The following is a 16,620-nucleotide window of genomic DNA, read 5'->3' on the forward strand; positions in this document are numbered from 1 at the left end:
GTGGACATTAAGTGGCTAAAGACGTTTGTTATTGGTGCTAAGTATGAAAATTTCCGCCAAGCATCTGAGGAGCTTTTTCTGACACAGCCTGCGATAACAAAACATATTCAACGACTTGAGCAATTGTTGCACGTCAAGCTTTTTGAACGGGATGGGAAAAACATCTATTTGAGCTCAGCAGGACATTCATTTCTACCATTTGCAAAGGAGCTTTTAAAAAAATACGAGCAGGGCTTAGGAGAATTTGAGTCATGGAAGCAAGGGTATAACCGTAAATTAACGATTGCAACAGCTCCACAAATTGCCTCTTCATTTTTGCCTCCGATCGTAAGGCAATATGTTGAGGAATTTCCAAAGATTGAAATTATTATTAATGTCGTTAGCTCCTATGAGGTTGGGGAAGAGGTAAGCACTGGAAAAGCAGATATAGGGTTATCGAGAATATCTCCAATTCAAGCTAATATTCACTGTGAAAAAATTCATGAGGATAACGTTGTATTAGTTGCTCCATTTGGGGCTATAGAGCATGAGGAAGAGGTTTTAAAGAAATACCGAGTGATGACACATAATCACCCTGAGTATTGGGATGAGCTTTTACTTGATATTAAAAATAACTATCCATTTGTTCGCACAATGAACGTCAATCAAATGGAGATTACGAAACGCTTTATTGAACATGGTCTAGGTGTTTCCTATTTACCTTATTCGCTCGTTAAGCAGGAAATCGACATTAACAAATTTATTGCAGTCAAAAATGACAAAATTAATCAGCTTACATCATCTACATATGTTGTAACGAAGGTTCAAACGGATGAAGTAATCAATTTTTATCAAGTTTTGAAGGAGGCTTTTTAAGTTTTTTATTGAACAGATACATATCAAGACAAATGAATGAGGTGGAGCATGAAGCAAAAAATTATCGAAGCATTTAACGTTTTGTCTGTTGACTATGAATATCATGTGGATGAAAAAAGTGTTTACAATAGCGATTATGAACGACCAGCGATGATGAGACAGATTCCTACTGAGTTAGAGAATAAACATGTTCTTGATGCTGGCTGTGCCGCCGGATGGTATTCAGAGCAATTTATTAATAGAGGGGCTAATGTTGTTGCAATCGATAGCAGCCCTAACATGATTGAAGCGGCTAAAAGACGGCTAGGAGCAAATGCAACTGTATTGAATATGAGCTTAGAGGAAAAGTTTCCATTTGCAGACGCTACCTTTGATTACATCGTCAGTTCTCTTGTTCTTCATTACATAAAAGATTGGACATTCACCTTTCAACAATTTAAACGAATTTTAAAGCCGAATGGTATGCTGTTATATTCTGTCCATCATCCGTTTATGGACAGAAGGCTGTCTAAGAGTGATGATTATTTTACAACAGAATTAATCGTTGATAAATGGAAGAAGGGAGGAAAATTAGTTGAAGTCCCTTTTTACCGAAGACCACAGCAGGAAATCGTCAATACTACTTTAAAATATTTTTCATTAAGTGAGCTTATTGAGCCACAACCTACTAAATCATGTTATGTAAAAGAGCCAGAGCAATATGAGAAATTAATGAAAAACCCGCATTTTCTTATTATAAAGGCACTGAATAATAAATAGAGTGAACTTTTTTCGCTAGTTAAACTCGGTACTTCTAATAAAAATGTTGTATAATAGTTTTTGTTAAAAGGTTGACCATCGTTTAGGTTTCCTTATTAAAGGTAAAGTGGCATAATGATGTCATGATGTATAGAAAGATACAATGAAGAAAGAGAGTGTTAATATGGGTCGTAAATGGAACAACATTAAAGAAAAGAAGGCGTCAAAGGATGCAAATACAAGTCGTATATATGCAAAATTTGGTCGTGAAATTTATGTAGCAGCTAAACAGGGAGAGCCAGACCCAGAATCTAATCAGGCTTTAAAAATCGTCCTTGAACGTGCGAAAACATACAGTGTACCAAAAACAATTATTGACCGTGCTATTGAAAAGGCAAAAGGTGGGGCAGAGGAAAATTATGATGAGCTTCGTTACGAAGGCTTCGGTCCAAATGGATCAATGGTTATCGTAGATGCCTTAACGAATAACGTAAATCGTACAGCTTCTGATGTTCGTGCTGCCTTCGGAAAAAACGGTGGAAATATGGGTGTAAGTGGTTCGGTTTCATATATGTTTGATGCTACAGCCGTATTCGGAATTGAAGGGAAAACTGAGGATGAGGTATTAGAACTTCTTATGGAAGCGGATGTAGAGGTTCGTGATATTATCGAAGAGGAAGATAATGTCATCGTTTATGCGGAACCTGATCAATTCCATGCAGTACAAGAAGCATTTAAAAATGTCGGAATAACAGAGTTCACTGTTGCGGAATTAACGATGCTTGCACAAAATGATGTCACACTACCTGAAGATGCAAAAGAACAATTTGAAAAAATGATTGATGCTCTTGAAGATTTAGAGGATGTTCGTCAAGTTTATCATAATGTCGATTTAAGTGAATAAATCATAAAGAAGGGTCAGTCCCCAAACAATAGAGGGGGACTGACCCTTTCCTTCTTTATTCTTTTTCTGTTGTTTTTTTTGCAGCTTTAATCATTTCCTTAATATCATCATCGCTTGCAAATTCAGTACTGAAAGCTAGCTTCGGATTAAAACCGGTACGTTTTTTCTCGGTTCCCACTTTTTCATCATTTTGCACAGTTGTCCGAATACGATCTTGTAAAAATAAGTGAACGAAAACCTCAGCAACTGTAATAATAGTAGCTGAAATGATACTGCCCCAGCCAATTTGCACATAATTATCCAAAAGAATGCTACCAAAAATCCATACACTTAAATAAGTCAAAAGGAAATCTGCAACAGCAGCAGCACGTCTTCCTAATTGTGGCAAAATGATTCTGTCACCTAATACATAAGAAGCGACCGTAACAAAAAGGCTAAAGGAAACGATATCAACAAAGGTTGCATCAAAAAATAGGTCAAGTCCAAGTCCAAAGGCAATGAGACACGTAATGAATTTTATAATAAGAATTGTTAAATGGTTCATTTTTTTATAACCTCCTAAATTTAGTTTTACTAAAATGACAAAGGTTCATACCTATGGTGAAGTTAAAAAATGACCAATAATCGTTATCATGCTAAAATGAAAGCATTAACATTTTATTTGACCTTAAAAATTCATTTCGATATTTCAGGCAAAAGCTGTTTCTGCCATGATGTGGTTAGTTACCGTTTGCGGGGCGGGTGCCTAACAAATAAAAAGGTACTATAACATATGCTCAGAAATTTGTTTTTGCTAAAGGATGTTTTCATAAACTATTGTGTTTATTATTAGTAGTCGTGGAGTTACATTTACACTACATTCATGCTTTACAAAGTAAACATCATATTTTAGAAAAGAGCCTTGTTAAAAGAAATTTAGGGGGAGTTCATTTTGATTAAAGTAGAAAGTATTCATCATGTAAGTTTAACGGTGACTGATTTGCAAAAAGCAAAACATTTTTATGGGGAAATTCTCGGTTTAAAGGAGTTAAAACGACCAAATTTTGATTTTCCAGGAGCGTGGTATGAGGTTGGACAGCAGCAGCTCCATTTAATTGTTGAGCCTAATGCATCTACTTTGAGGAAGGATCATTCGATCAATTCTAAGGAAGGTCATTTTGCGATTCGCGTGCAAAATTATGAAGAAACTTTATCATATTTAATGTCACAGGGGATTGAAATCGAGGAGAAGAGAGAAAGTGTAAGTGGGTTTGCACAAATCTTTTGTATGGATCCTGACTATAATTTAATCGAATTGAATGTTGACAGGGCAACGCTTAATTAAAAAATACATGTTACTTTTTGGATTTGGAAAATAGATTGATAAGCAATTGAGGGACGATGAGTAATCCCGCTGTAGGCTTGTTTTTTGCGCGAAAAATGTAAGCAAAAAACAAGCCTTATTGATGAGTATAAGGCAAGATTCAATAAAAAATACTTCGTTTACTTAATAAACTATGTAAATTTGAATACTTGTATGATACATTAATAGTGAAATCTCTGACAAATTGACAATAAGTGAAGGGCATGGGGTTATGAGATTAAATCTAGCAAGATATAATACATTACGTAATCAGATTTTACTAGTTTTTTTAAGTGTGATGATTTTAGTTCTTTGTTTTGTAGGTATTATGACATACAACTTAGTGTTTAATTTGCTTCATAATAATGCGGAGAAACAAATTCAACAAACGTCAATAGAGGCCATGGGCAGAATAGAATCACTCTATCAGCAGGTGGATACATTGACAAAACAGATTGCGACAGATTCCTATGTGCAAAAATTATTACTTAATGAAAAACTAGGAAAGTTAGCTACCTTTAATGAAAGACAAGCATTAATGCAAACAGGTAATAAATTTCAAGTATTTTCAAATGGGATATCTGCTTTCGAGCTTTTTTCAACAAAAGATAGAAGGTTAATTCCGTTAGATGAAGTAGGGCTTTTTAATCGGGTCGAGCATAAATGGATTGATGCGGCGAATAAGGCTCGCGGTAAACTTGTTTGGATTGGCAAGGATCCAAAAGAGCCTGGACACTATCTTGCGATTCGACGTGTAAGCTTAATTGAACGAGCATTTTCAAACGGGGGATATCTTATCGTTCAAATTGATCCGTATTATTTTGATTTTACTGAAGCGAATCAAAATCAGGAATATACTATTTTAGTAGACAAGCAAAATCAACCGATTACATCAAATTATAAAGGGAATATCGATAAGATCGTATCCGAAAAGGGGACGACAACTGAAATTGATGGAAGCGATTACATGATTGTTAAGCAAACATCTGAAATAACAGGTTGGACGATGTATTTTTTAACACCCTTAAGTACTGTCATGAAAGGAATAACAGTACTTCGCTCTGCGATTATTTTATCAGGGGCTTTTGGTTTTTTTATCTTTGCAATCTCATCTATTTTACTATCGACAATGATCACGAGACCGATTTTAAAATTAACGAAAACAATGAAACGAGGCAGGGATGGGCAGTTAACGATAAATCCGGAAATCTCTTCAACAGTTGAAATCAATGAATTAAATACGACCTACAATCAACTTGTCGAAAACACGAATCATTTAATTCAGGTTGTTTATGAAAAGGAAATTTTAAAAAGCCATGCAGAGCTAAAAGCATTGCAATCTCAAATCAATCCGCATTTTTTATTCAATACACTAGATGCGCTATATTGGTCATTGGATGAAAAAGGGGAAGAAGAATTAGCTGATTCTGTTATTGCGATGTCAGAGCTATTTCGTTATACGATTAGCAGTCATAAACAGGATGAATGGGTAACGCTAAAGCAGGAAATTGAGCATATTGAAATGTATATGCAGCTGATGAAAATGAGGTTTGGAGAGCGGTTCACATGGAGTGTGACAATCCCTTTAGAGTATGAATTAGTTAAAATTCCAAAGCTACTTATTCAACCAATTGTGGAAAATGCCATTTTACACGGTGTAGGGAATAAAGTTGGAGAAGGATTTGTCCATATCATTGTTGAACCATCCACGAAGCAAGGGAACCTTCTCATTTCCGTCCGGGATAATGGGCCTGGAATGGAAAAGGAAGCAATTGACAAAATTCACAATCTCCTTGAAACAGGAAAGGTTTATTCGATGAGAGGAAATGGAATGGCGATAGCAAATGTGAACAAACGTCTCCAATTATATTATAAGCAGAATGAGACAAACCAAATTAACATTACTAGTGAAGAAAATAAGGGAACCTGTTTTACCTTCGAAGTACCAATTGATCGAGATAGATTCGATTTTACGGATAGTTAAGTCGAATAAAGGGGGGCTTACTAATGCTAAAAAAAACCATTTTGATAGTTGATGATGAGCCAAAAACACGTGAAGGTTTAAAAAAGACTCTAGAAAGCTGGAGTGAAGGGAAATATGAAATTATTAGTGCAGACAGTGCAGAGACAGCCATCCCGATTCTCAGACAGAAAAAAGTTAGCATCTTGCTGACGGATATTTCAATGCCAGAGATTAGCGGAATTGAAATGTTGAAGCTACTTAAAGAAGAAGGGAAAAATTTAGTCGTGATCATCATATCTGCTTATTCAGAATTTGATTACGCAAGGGAAGCTTTACAATTAGGTGTTCTGAATTATTTGTTAAAGCCTTTAACGAAAAGAAAGTTAATTGAAGCTGTTGAACATGCATTAAATGAACAAGCTAAGCGTGAACGAGAAGGAAAGCTACAAAAGGTTGTCGATGAAAAATTAGCCGAAATAAAGGGAACGGATACAGAAGAGGAAACGCCGATTACAAGGGCGATTGCGTTTGTTGATCAGCATTTAGAAGAACCGTTTACGTTAAAGGATGTCGCACAGTTTGTTCATTTAAACCCTAGTTATTTTAGTGCCTTGTTTAAAGAGCAGGTGAATATGACATTCAGTGAGTATGTAACAAGAATGAGATTACAGAAGGCAAAGAAGCTATTGCTGTTTACAAATTTATCTGTGTCGGAAATAGCAGAAAAGGTTGGCTATAGTACATCTAAATATTTCATTAAACTATTTAAAGAATATGATGGACAAACACCTAGTCAATATCGTAAAAGTACAAATGTTAATGAAATTGAAATGCTAAAGGATTAAAAATGATCAGCAAATTTTTGCTATAGACAGCATTTCCTGCAAGTTTTATTAACAAATCAAAGTACAAAAGCAATTATACAATTTTAATAGATTGAAAAAGAGCATTGTTACTAGCATGTATGATGCTCTTTTTTTGCCTATAAAGATATATGGGGAAACAATTGGTTGAAAATTCATAAAACATAAACTATAATGGTCTATAACTACCATACTAGTATAATTAGTTTGGAGTTGCTAAGGGAAAATGGGGTAAATGTTCATGGAGCATGTGCTTTTTAATTCTACGGAGCAAAGCAGGGAAGGGGAATAACATGAGTAAACTGAATATCACGGACGAACTTAGATCTAATGTTAGTTATCATTGTTGGTTACAATATAGAAAAATTGAGGAAGAAGCCTGGATTGAGCAGTATCAAAAATATTGCCACAGCATAGTAGTAGCAGAAGACTCTCCGATTAAGACGTCAGCTTTAAGGGAATTGCAGAAGGGACTAACATCTTTACTTGGTCATACACCATCTGTTTCAACGAATCCACAACAATCATCAGCGATTATTTTAGCTACAGCTGAGGATGTTCATTTATATGAGGATGTCATTCATCCTGTTGTTTTTGAACAAGTAAATGATGACGGTTACATAATCAAAGCTATAAATGACAACAGCTGCAATAAGCTCTACCTATTAGGAAAACAGGATAAAGGTGTTTTATATGCTGCGTTTCATTTATTAAGAAAGATGGCACAGCAGGAAGAACTACAAAGTGTTGACATAATTGAAAATCCAAGAAATCAATTTAGAATGATCAATCAATGGGACAATATGAATGGAACGATTGAACGGGGCTACTCGGGCAATTCGATATTTTATGCAGATAATCAATTTATTGGTGACTGGGAACGGATAAAGGACTATGCGCGTCTACTTTCCTCTGTCGGGATAAATGCGATTTCGATTAATAATGTAAATGTATTTAAGGTTGAAACAAAATTAATAACAGAGGACTTTCTTCCTGATGTTGCAAAGGTAGCGGATATTTTTCGAGCCTACGGGATCAAAACGTTCTTATCGATCAATTATGCAAGTCCAATTGAGCTTGGCGATCTTGATACAGCGGATCCATTGAATCCTGATGTTGAAGCATGGTGGAAGGAGAAAGCAGAGGAAATATATTCATACATACCAGACTTTGGAGGATTTGTCGTCAAAGCTGATTCAGAGCACCGTCCTGGACCTTTTTCATATAACCGTGATCATGCTGAAGGGGCAAATGTTTTGGCAAAGGCGCTACAGCCTTTTGGTGGAGTCGTCATATGGCGTTGCTTTGTTTATAATTGCCTGCAGGATTGGCGTGATCGATCAACAGATCGCGCAAAAGCAGCCTATGATCATTTTAAGCCCCTTGATGGCAAGTTTTTAGAAAATGTTATTTTACAGGTGAAAAATGGTCCAATGGATTTCCAAGTTCGTGAGCCGGTTTCCCCATTATTTGGTGCGATGAGTAAAACGAATCAGATTATTGAGTTTCAAGTGGCTCAGGAGTATACAGGTCAACAAATTGATCTTTGTTATCTTGTTCCACAATGGAAGGAAGTGTTAGATTTTGACACCTTTGCTGACGGTAAAAATTCAGAGGTGAAAAGAATTGTCGATGGTTCGTTATTTCAATTTAAATATAGTGGGGTAGCAGCTGTCTCAAATATTGGAAATGACCAAAATTGGACTGGAAATACGCTCGCACAAGCAAATTTATACGGCTATGGCCGGTTAATTTGGAACCCGGAATTAACATCAGAAGAAATTGCCGAGGAATGGATCACAGCAACATTTGGTCATAAGCCAAATGTTAAGGAAACGATATTGAACATGCTAATGAGCTCATGGCCAATATATGAAAATTATACTGCACCACTTGGGGTTGGTTGGATGATAAACCCTGGTCATCATTATGGTCCTAATATTGATGGCTATGAATATTCTGTCTGGGGAACATATCATTATGCGGATCGAGATGGGATCGGTGTTGATAGAACGTCCGCTACTGGTACAGGATATACGAATCAATATTTCCCACCAAATAGTGCATTCTATGAATCTCTTGAAACATGTCCTGATGAGCTTTTATTATTTTTCCATCATGTTCCTTATACTCATCGGTTACATTCAGGGAAGACGGTTATCCAGCATATTTATGATACACATTTTGCAGGTGTAGAGCAGGTGGAAAAATTAAAAGCGATGTTTAGTGAACTAGACGGTGATATCGATCAGGCTATTTATCACAATGTACTAGAAAGACTTGAAAGACAGCTAAAAAATGCAACAGAATGGCGGGATAAAATCAATACGTACTTTTTCCGCAAATCCGGGATCGAGGATGAAAAACATAGAAAAATATATTAAATGATTCGCGCATAAACTAACTATAGATGAGATTGTTTTCTCAACTTGTGCTAATTAGGAGGAAGATAGAGAGTGAAAATGGTATTTCGTTGGTTTGGAAACGGAAATGATTCCGTATCATTAAAGCATATTAAGCAAATTCCCGGTGTGGAAGGAATTGTATGGTCGCTTCATGATCTTCCTGTTGGCTGTGAATGGCCGATGGAAAAAATTCTTGAGGTGAAGCAGGAGATAAATGAGCATGGCTTCCATATTGATGTTGTTGAAAGCGTTAATGTACATGAGGATATAAAACTAGGTTTACCAACAAGAGATGAATATATTGAAAACTATAAACGAACAATTGAAAAGCTAGCAAGTGTCGGCGTGAAAGTCATTTGCTATAATTTTATGCCGGTTTTTGATTGGACACGAACTGAATTATTTAAGGAGATGTCTGATGGTTCAACTGCCCTTTTTTACGAAAATCAAATGGTGGAAAATATGGATCCGTCGGAGCTCGTTGCAAAGGTTGCGAATAATCCGGATTTTACGATGCCAGGCTGGGAGCCGGAGCGATTAAGTCACCTTGAAAAATTATTTGCGGCATATAGGAACGTAACGACTGAGGATTTATGGAATAATCTTCATTACTTTTTAAAGGAAATCATTCCGGTTGCAGAAAGACATGATGTGAAAATGGCGATTCATCCTGATGATCCACCATGGCCGATTTTTGGCTTACCGCGGATTATTACATCAGCAGCAAATATTAGAAGATTATTACATTTAATTGATAGTCCTTCTAACTGTGTCACGCTCTGTAGTGGTTCATTAGGAGCAGCTGCAAATAATAATATCGTTGAGATGATAAAAGAATTTGGTGAGAGGATTCCATTTGCACATATTCGAAATGTAAAAAGATTTGAAAATGGCGATTTTATTGAAACCTCTCATCGAACAAAGGATGGATCTGTTGATATAACTGGAATAGTTAAAGCCTACCATGATATCAACTATACCGGATATGCCCGCCCTGATCACGGAAGACATATTTTTGATGAAGAGTGTCGTCCAGGATACGGACTTTATGATCGGGCATTAGGCATTATGTATATTTGGGGATTATGGGATTATTTAGAGAAGGAAAAGAAGCAGGAGGAGAGTAAGCTTAAATCTACTATACTTCCAAATTTATGAGCAAGATAATGTGGGATAGAAAGTTGCCTTTTTGAATACGGATATTCTTATGAAACAGAGATATCATATTAAAAATGAGGTAAAGCGATTGTTTACTAGCCTTGAGGAGCGTATGCTGCTTTGTCTATAAAAAACGATATGATTGAACGACATATGAATAATCACTATAATAGAATGAAAAGTACCATACTAGTATGAAGGAGGTATTTTTTGGAACGGAATGAAAAATAATGAGGTGGGAGATGTTGGATTTATCAGCGAATGGTAGTAGGAATAATGGATCAACAAAGCAATTTATCTACCAAACTTTAAGAGAAAAAATCTTCACATTAGAGCTAGAGCCTGGAGTGAAGATGTCAGAAAAAGAGATTGCAGAGCAATTAAAGGTAAGTCGGACTCCTGTTCGTGAATCGTTTTTACAATTAGCTCAGGAGGGGTTACTTGATATCTACCCGCAAAAAGGGACAGTTGTTTCAAAAATTGATTTAGCACATGTTGAGGAATCGAGATTTGTTCGTGAAAATATCGAAAAAGCAGTCGTTCGTTTGGCATGTGAATCATTATCTGAGGATGACATTTTTCAATTAGAGACAAATCTTATCTTACAAGAAAAGCTTGTGGAGAGAGGGAATTTTTTAAAACAGTTTGAACTAGATGATGAATTTCATAAAATCATCTTCTTTGGCTGTGGAAAACAAAGGACATGGGAAATGCTACGCCAAATGAATACTCACTTTAATCGTTTACGCTTGTTACGGTTAACATCGCCTTTAGATTGGTCTGTTATTATTTCTCAGCACAAAAATATTTTACAATTAATTAAAAGCAATGAACCAGCTAAGGCAGAAGCTGTTATGAGCGAGCATTTACGTTTAGTTGTTATTGAAAAGGATTTTCTAAAGGAACGCTTTCCAACTTATTTTAAATAAGCAATGAACTAGTGGGGGAGAGGTTGATCATTTTCGTTAAAGCCTGTGATTACTCTGCCCCTAATGGTCGCTAACTAGAAAGTGGATAGCAGGATTCACTTATTTTCACCATACTAGTATCATTAGAAATTAAAAAGAAAATGGGGAAAATGATAGAGTAGCTTGCCCGTGCTTTTCGCCATCAATAAAATAACAAGGGGTTTCATGATAATATATTTGTAAGCGTTTAAAAAGGATAGTAGTAAGTATGAGACTACGATTTTTTTTGAAGGATAAATAGTTTGCTTGGAAAGGGAATGGGATGAAAAATGTTACCGATCTATGAGAATTTAGCTGGAAAAGTGGCAGTTGTTACAGGTGGCGGTGGTGTTTTATGCGGCTGTATGGCAAAAGAGCTTGCAAGACAAGGGATGAAGGTAGCGGTTCTAAATCGAACCTATGAAAAGGCTGAGGCTGTCGTAAATGAGATTAAAGACATGGGAGGAGAAGCGTTAGCTGTTGAATGCAATGTACTTGAGCGGGAAAGTGTTGAAAAAGCGGATGAACTAGTGTTTGCGCAATATGGGGCGTGTGATCTGTTAATTAATGGTGCAGGGGGAAATCATCCAAAGGGAATTACAACAAAGGAAATTTTTTCGTTAGCAGATTTACAGAATCAAGAGGTTGCAACATTTTTTGATTTAACGACAGAAGGATTTCAATTTGTCTTTAATTTAAATATTGTTGGGACGCTTATTCCAACACAAATTTTTATGAAAAGAATGATAGGAAAAAACGGCTCAGTCATTAATATTTCATCAATGAGTGCTCCAAGCCCAATGACGAAGGTTCCAGCATATAGTGCGGCAAAAGCAGGGATTGAAAATTTCACAAAATGGCTCGCCGTCCATGTCGCTGAAATGGGAATTCGGGTAAACGCAATAGCACCAGGCTTCTTTCTGACAAAGCAAAACGAAAAGCTATTAAAAAATGAGGATGGCACGAATACGGAAAGAACAGAAAAGATTCTTTCCCATACGCCAATGAGAAGACTTGGAAACCCTGAGGACCTATTAGGGACGTTACTTTGGCTAGCTGATCAGTCATCAAGTGGTTTTGTAACAGGGATTAGTGTCCCTGTTGATGGTGGATTTATGGCTTATTCTGGGGTCTAATTTGGAAAAGAAAAGCATCACCCGATTTTAAGGAGGTGAAAAGACTTCTTATATTTTCGGAGAATTGTGGGCTGCTAAAACATTTTCTTTCCTGGATTTTTAAACGTCTTAAACAAAGGGGTATAATTTTATGATACATGTTGCGATTATTGGTGCTGGAGCAATTTCATCCGCACATATTAACAGCTATTTACAGTTTCATGAACAATGTAAAATTGTTGCAATTTGTGACATTTATCCAGAAAAGGCCAAAAATCTAGCAGAACGATTTCACTTAGATGTAGAAATTTATGAGCATTATGAAAAAGTCGTCAACGATTCAACCATTGATTTAGTTTCTGTTTGTACACCACCGTATACCCATGCAGAAATCGCTATTAAGCTATTACATTCAAACAAGCATGTTCTTGTCGAAAAACCGATGGCCTCCTCATTGGAGGAATGTGATGCAATGAATACAGCAGCAAAAAAGACGGGAAATATCCTTTCGATTGTTTCACAAAATCGATTTCTATCACCAATGATGAAGCTTAAAGCGATCCTTGATTCTAAATTAATGGGACCGATCGTTCATACTCAAGTTGATTCCTATTGGTGGCGAGGGTTTAGCTATTATGATTTATGGTGGCGAGGCACATGGGAAAAAGAAGGTGGGGGACCTACTTTAAACCATGCTGTCCATCATATTGATATTTTTCAATGGATGAATGGAATGCCAAAAGAAATAACAGCAATTATGAGTAATGCTGCTCATGAAAATGCAGAGGTTGAGGATATTTCCATTGCAATTGGTAAATATGATGATGGGAGCTTAGTGCAAATTACAAGCTCTGTTATTCATCATGGAGAGGAGCAGCAATTAATCTTTCAAGGTAAAAATGCTCGTGTCTCTGTTCCTTGGAAAGTAAAGGCTTCAAAATCAAAACAAAATGGCTTTCCTGAAGATGACTTGGAATTAGAACGGAAAATCCAAGCTTTATACTTGGAGCAAGAAAACCTCAAGCATGAAGGACATCCAGGTCAAATACATGATGTTTTGCAAGCTGTCCAAGGTAAAAAGAAAGTTTTAGTGGATGGTATTCAAGGAAGACGGACCCTTGAATTGATCACAGCGATTTACCAATCGGCAAGCTTAGGAAAAACGGTAAAACTACCTTTAACCGCTGATAGTCCTTTCTATTCCAGGGAAGGATTATTAAAGTATGCAACACATTTTTATGAAAAGACAACATCTATTGATAATTTTACAGATAATACGATTACAACAGGTGGGAAATACGAGTAATCCTTCAAGAGTTTATTTGAAGCACTTTATATTTCGGTTTGGAAAACTCTATTAAATTATGATGTCACGCGTTTTGGATGGGAGTTATTTTGTGAAACGTAAAGGGGAATGATAGATGGATCGCAAAGATGGGATGAATTATGCACCAAAAGGTCGTGTTCACAAAGTTGTAAATGAAGGGGAATTCAAATTTGCAGCTATTGGATTAGATCACGGTCATATTTATGGAATGTGTAATGGATTAATTGAGGCTGGTGGAGAGCTTGTAGCGGTTTATGATCCTGATGATAAGAAGGTCGCTAAATTTTGTGAGATTTATAACGATGTCGTAATCGCAGCTTCTGAAGAGGAGATTTTCCAAGATCCATCGATCAAGCTCGTGGCAGCAGCCAATATTCCTTCTGAGAGAGGTGCGCTTGGCCTTCGCGTTTTAGATAGTGGAAAGCATTATTTTGTCGATAAACCGGCATTTACAAAGCTAGAGCAAGTAACAGCAGCAAGAAAAAAGGTTGCTGAAACAGGGTTAAAATGGGGAATTTACTATAGTGAAAGATTACATGTAGAAAGTGCAGTGTATGCAGGACAATTAATTGAGGAGGGTGCGATTGGGAGAGTTGTTCAAGTAATTGGTACTGGTCCTCATCGAGCAAATCCTTCTCAACGACCAGATTGGTTTTTTGATCCTGAGAAATTTGGCGGGATTCTTTGTGATATAGGAAGTCATCAAATTGAACAGTTTCTACATTTTTCAGGTGCGAAGGATGCCGTAGTTTTACACAGTAAGGTTGCAAATTATAGCATGAAGGATTATCCGGATTTTCAAGATTTCGGAGATGCGACATTAGTTGCTGATAACGGAGCAACCTTTTATTTCCGTGTTGATTGGTTAACACCAGACGGGCTTGGCACATGGGGTGATGGCAGGGTGACAATCTTAGGGACAGATGGTTATATAGAAGTACGAAAATATATCGATATCGGCCGTGATGGGTCATCTAACCACCTTTATTTAGTCAATCATTCAGGGGAAAAGCACTTTGAGCTATCAGGTAAGGTCGGATTCCCGTTTTTCGGTGAATTTATTTTGGATTGCTTAAATAACACAGAAAATGCAATGACACAGGAGCATGCTTTTCGAGTGGCAGAGCTTTGTATTGAGGCACAGGAGCAAGCAGTTTTCATTGAGTCAGCAAATGCTATCCACCAATTAAGAAAATGAACAGAGCGAATGCAAGATGTAAAGAGTTCGCTATTTACAAAAACTGAAGTATGAGAAAGGCTTGGATTTAAACCAAGTCTTTTTGTTTATTTTCTTAGTTGTTTACTAACTCAATGTTAAAAGAATACGATTTAAACAGAAGGAATCATCTTTTGCACTGTCGAATTAAATTATTAAAGTAACGAAAAAGGTTATGATGTTAATTCTTTTTTATAGATAGATTGATGTCGTAAATGAACGAAAATGGGGGAGTATCTACAATGACTAATAGCCTAGGGATTATTAATGAGGTTAAAACCGACCGTAAAGCAATAGCATTTACATTTGACGACGGACCAAATCCTTTATATACAAAGCAATTATTAGAGATTTTCCAGCAAGTATCAGGTAAAGCAACCTTTTTTATGATTGGGGAACAAATGGAGAAGCATCCTGAGGTTGTAGCTGAAGTATTTGAGCAAAACCATGAAATTGGAAACCATACATTTACTCATCCTGGCTTAACGAAATTAAGTGAAGAGGAATGTTATCTTGAGTTAGAAAAAACGGAAAAGCTTATTACACAATTAACAGGAAAGCAGCCTGTTTTATTTCGTCCACCTTACATAGATTATAACGAGGAAACAAAAAAGATTGTTGAAAGATTTCAGTATAAGACAATCGGTGCACTTAATGGAGATGCATTAGATTGGGAGCAGCCAGGTGTCCAGTTTATCGTAGAAAAGTCTAAAGGTCATATTCGTAATGGCAGCATTCTAATTTTTCATGATGGATTTGGCGATCGCTCACAATCGATAGAGGCAGTTCGGCTTCTTGTAGCCGAGCTTGTTGAAGAAGGCTATCAGCTTGTAACGGTTAGTGAATTGTTGGAAATGTCATATGCGTAACCTTTTTTAGAAAAAAGGGTCTTTATACGCCTTTTTAAGAGTTTATTATATAAGTTATCTAAAATAACCTAACCTATGTTGCCGAGGATGGTCACTAAAAGAAGTGTGGAAAGCGAGAAGGGTGAATCAAAAATAACTTACATCGCACCTCTAAATTAGTGTATGAAAACAGCAGCCCTTTTTCTAATTTTATCCTTCTTTGTTTAAAAAAGCATAAAATTGACATACTATGTTTGGGCTTTTAAAAAATAAAGGAGATGAATGCATTGGCAAACGTAAAATTAGCGGTTATTTACTACAGTTCAACAGGAACAAATTATCAGCTAGCACAATGGGCTGAAGCAGGTGGTAAGGAGGCTGGTGCGGATGTAAAGGTGTTTAAGGTACCGGAAACAGCGCCACAAGCTGCGATCGAATCAAACCCAGCGTGGAAAGCTCATTATGATGCAACAAAGGATGTACCAGAAGTCACTTTAAACGATTTAGAAGAAGCAGATGCGATGATTTTCAGTGTTCCAACAAGATTTGGAAACATGCCTTCACAAATGAAAGCATTCTTAGATACAACAGGTGGACTTTGGTTTAATGGGAAGCTTGTCAATAAAGTTGTAAGTGCCATGACCTCTGCACAAAACTCTCATGGTGGTCAAGAAGCAACGATTTTATCATTATATACGACTATGTATCATTGGGGAGCGATCGTTGCAGCACCTGGTTATACAGACCCAATATTATTTGAAGCTGGTGGAAATCCATACGGGACAAGTGTCACAGTCGACCAAAATGGAAAAATGAAAGAAAACGTTGAAGCAGCGGTTAAGCACCAAGCAAAACGTACTGTTCAAATTGCTGATGCAATAAAGAATGCAAACAAATAATGGATTAAAGGCTAACTGTTTACTATGAACAGCTAGCCTT

General features: G+C 36.6%; 15 protein-coding genes. 14 read left to right on the forward strand and 1 reads right to left on the reverse strand.

Going from position 1 to position 16,620, the window contains the following annotated elements; all coding sequences use genetic code 11:
- The 3 genes from ACTJJ9_RS09675 (at position 1) to ACTJJ9_RS09685 (ending at position 2,497) form a co-directional block, all read left to right on the forward strand.
- The gene (locus ACTJJ9_RS09675; protein ID WP_145580778.1) at positions 1–855 is read left to right on the forward strand and encodes a LysR family transcriptional regulator; all 855 of its coding nucleotides are present in this window, start codon (positions 1–3) and stop codon (positions 853–855) included.
- 48 nt (positions 856–903) lie between these two features.
- Positions 904–1,614 carry a class I SAM-dependent methyltransferase gene (locus ACTJJ9_RS09680; protein WP_145580779.1) on the forward strand — a complete coding sequence of 237 codons (711 nt, stop codon included), beginning with the start codon at positions 904–906 and terminating at the stop codon, positions 1,612–1,614.
- Positions 1,615–1,777: 163 nt separating this feature from the next.
- Positions 1,778–2,497 (forward strand): YebC/PmpR family DNA-binding transcriptional regulator, encoded by a 720-nt coding sequence (locus ACTJJ9_RS09685; RefSeq protein WP_145580780.1) that lies wholly within the window; start codon positions 1,778–1,780, stop codon positions 2,495–2,497.
- A 55-nt stretch (positions 2,498–2,552) separates the two neighbouring features.
- Here ACTJJ9_RS09685 and ACTJJ9_RS09690 read toward each other — a convergent pair whose 3' ends face one another.
- Complete coding sequence (locus tag ACTJJ9_RS09690) at positions 2,553–3,041, reverse strand: YndM family protein (RefSeq protein ID WP_174880671.1); 489 nt, start codon at positions 3,039–3,041, stop codon at positions 2,553–2,555.
- Between the two features lie 387 nt (positions 3,042–3,428).
- Between ACTJJ9_RS09690 and ACTJJ9_RS09695 the strand changes: the two genes are divergently transcribed.
- The 11 genes from ACTJJ9_RS09695 (at position 3,429) to wrbA (ending at position 16,580) form a co-directional block, all read left to right on the forward strand.
- Complete coding sequence (locus ACTJJ9_RS09695) at positions 3,429–3,821, forward strand: VOC family protein (RefSeq protein ID WP_145580782.1); 393 nt, start codon at positions 3,429–3,431, stop codon at positions 3,819–3,821.
- Positions 3,822–4,071: 250 nt separating this feature from the next.
- Positions 4,072–5,823 (forward strand): cache domain-containing sensor histidine kinase, encoded by a 1,752-nt coding sequence (locus ACTJJ9_RS09700; RefSeq protein WP_145580783.1) that lies wholly within the window; start codon positions 4,072–4,074, stop codon positions 5,821–5,823.
- Positions 5,824–5,846: 23 nt separating this feature from the next.
- The gene (locus tag ACTJJ9_RS09705; RefSeq protein ID WP_145580784.1) at positions 5,847–6,647 is read left to right on the forward strand and encodes a response regulator; all 801 of its coding nucleotides are present in this window, start codon (positions 5,847–5,849) and stop codon (positions 6,645–6,647) included.
- Between the two features lie 311 nt (positions 6,648–6,958).
- Complete coding sequence (locus tag ACTJJ9_RS09710) at positions 6,959–9,049, forward strand: alpha-glucuronidase family glycosyl hydrolase (protein WP_145580785.1); 2,091 nt, start codon at positions 6,959–6,961, stop codon at positions 9,047–9,049.
- Between the two features lie 72 nt (positions 9,050–9,121).
- Entirely contained in the window at positions 9,122–10,228 is a 1,107-nt protein-coding gene (gene uxuA, locus ACTJJ9_RS09715) for a mannonate dehydratase (RefSeq protein WP_145580786.1), read from the forward strand.
- A gap of 245 nt (positions 10,229–10,473) precedes the next feature.
- The gene (locus ACTJJ9_RS09720) at positions 10,474–11,157 is read left to right on the forward strand and encodes a GntR family transcriptional regulator (RefSeq protein WP_233452165.1); all 684 of its coding nucleotides are present in this window, start codon (positions 10,474–10,476) and stop codon (positions 11,155–11,157) included.
- Between the two features lie 308 nt (positions 11,158–11,465).
- Positions 11,466–12,311, forward strand: coding sequence for an SDR family oxidoreductase (locus ACTJJ9_RS09725; protein ID WP_095300032.1), 846 nt, complete (start codon positions 11,466–11,468; stop codon positions 12,309–12,311).
- A 130-nt stretch (positions 12,312–12,441) separates the two neighbouring features.
- Entirely contained in the window at positions 12,442–13,596 is a 1,155-nt protein-coding gene (locus ACTJJ9_RS09730; RefSeq protein ID WP_145580787.1) for a Gfo/Idh/MocA family protein, read from the forward strand.
- 115 nt (positions 13,597–13,711) lie between these two features.
- On the forward strand, positions 13,712–14,815 hold the full coding sequence (locus ACTJJ9_RS09735; protein ID WP_145580788.1) for a Gfo/Idh/MocA family protein: 1,104 nt from the start codon (positions 13,712–13,714) through the stop codon (positions 14,813–14,815).
- Between the two features lie 260 nt (positions 14,816–15,075).
- Positions 15,076–15,702 (forward strand): polysaccharide deacetylase family protein, encoded by a 627-nt coding sequence (locus tag ACTJJ9_RS09740; RefSeq protein ID WP_145580789.1) that lies wholly within the window; start codon positions 15,076–15,078, stop codon positions 15,700–15,702.
- Positions 15,703–15,968: 266 nt separating this feature from the next.
- Positions 15,969–16,580: an NAD(P)H:quinone oxidoreductase gene (gene wrbA / locus ACTJJ9_RS09745; RefSeq protein WP_145580790.1), complete on the forward strand. Its 612-nt coding sequence runs from the start codon at positions 15,969–15,971 to the stop codon at positions 16,578–16,580.
- The last annotated feature ends 40 nt before the right edge of the window (positions 16,581–16,620 follow it).

Source organism: Metabacillus sp. 22489, from assembly GCF_052044855.1.
Taxonomy (GTDB): Bacteria; Bacillota; Bacilli; order Bacillales; family Bacillaceae; genus Metabacillus; species Metabacillus niabensis.

Bases quoted from the DNA above. Each gene is read 5' to 3' on its own strand.
- ACTJJ9_RS09710 (WP_145580785.1), top strand. From the start codon at position 6,959: ATGAGTAAACTGAATATCACGGACGAACTTAGATCTAATGTTAGTTAT.
- ACTJJ9_RS09705 (WP_145580784.1), top strand. From the start codon at position 5,847: ATGCTAAAAAAAACCATTTTGATAGTTGATGATGAGCCAAAAACACGT.
- ACTJJ9_RS09730 (WP_145580787.1), top strand. From the start codon at position 12,442: ATGATACATGTTGCGATTATTGGTGCTGGAGCAATTTCATCCGCACAT.
- ACTJJ9_RS09690 (WP_174880671.1), bottom strand. From the start codon at position 3,041: ATGAACCATTTAACAATTCTTATTATAAAATTCATTACGTGTCTCATT.
- ACTJJ9_RS09725 (WP_095300032.1), top strand. From the start codon at position 11,466: ATGTTACCGATCTATGAGAATTTAGCTGGAAAAGTGGCAGTTGTTACA.
- ACTJJ9_RS09680 (WP_145580779.1), top strand. From the start codon at position 904: ATGAAGCAAAAAATTATCGAAGCATTTAACGTTTTGTCTGTTGACTAT.
- ACTJJ9_RS09685 (WP_145580780.1), top strand. From the start codon at position 1,778: ATGGGTCGTAAATGGAACAACATTAAAGAAAAGAAGGCGTCAAAGGAT.
- ACTJJ9_RS09700 (WP_145580783.1), top strand. From the start codon at position 4,072: ATGAGATTAAATCTAGCAAGATATAATACATTACGTAATCAGATTTTA.
- ACTJJ9_RS09740 (WP_145580789.1), top strand. From the start codon at position 15,076: ATGACTAATAGCCTAGGGATTATTAATGAGGTTAAAACCGACCGTAAA.
- ACTJJ9_RS09735 (WP_145580788.1), top strand. From the start codon at position 13,712: ATGGATCGCAAAGATGGGATGAATTATGCACCAAAAGGTCGTGTTCAC.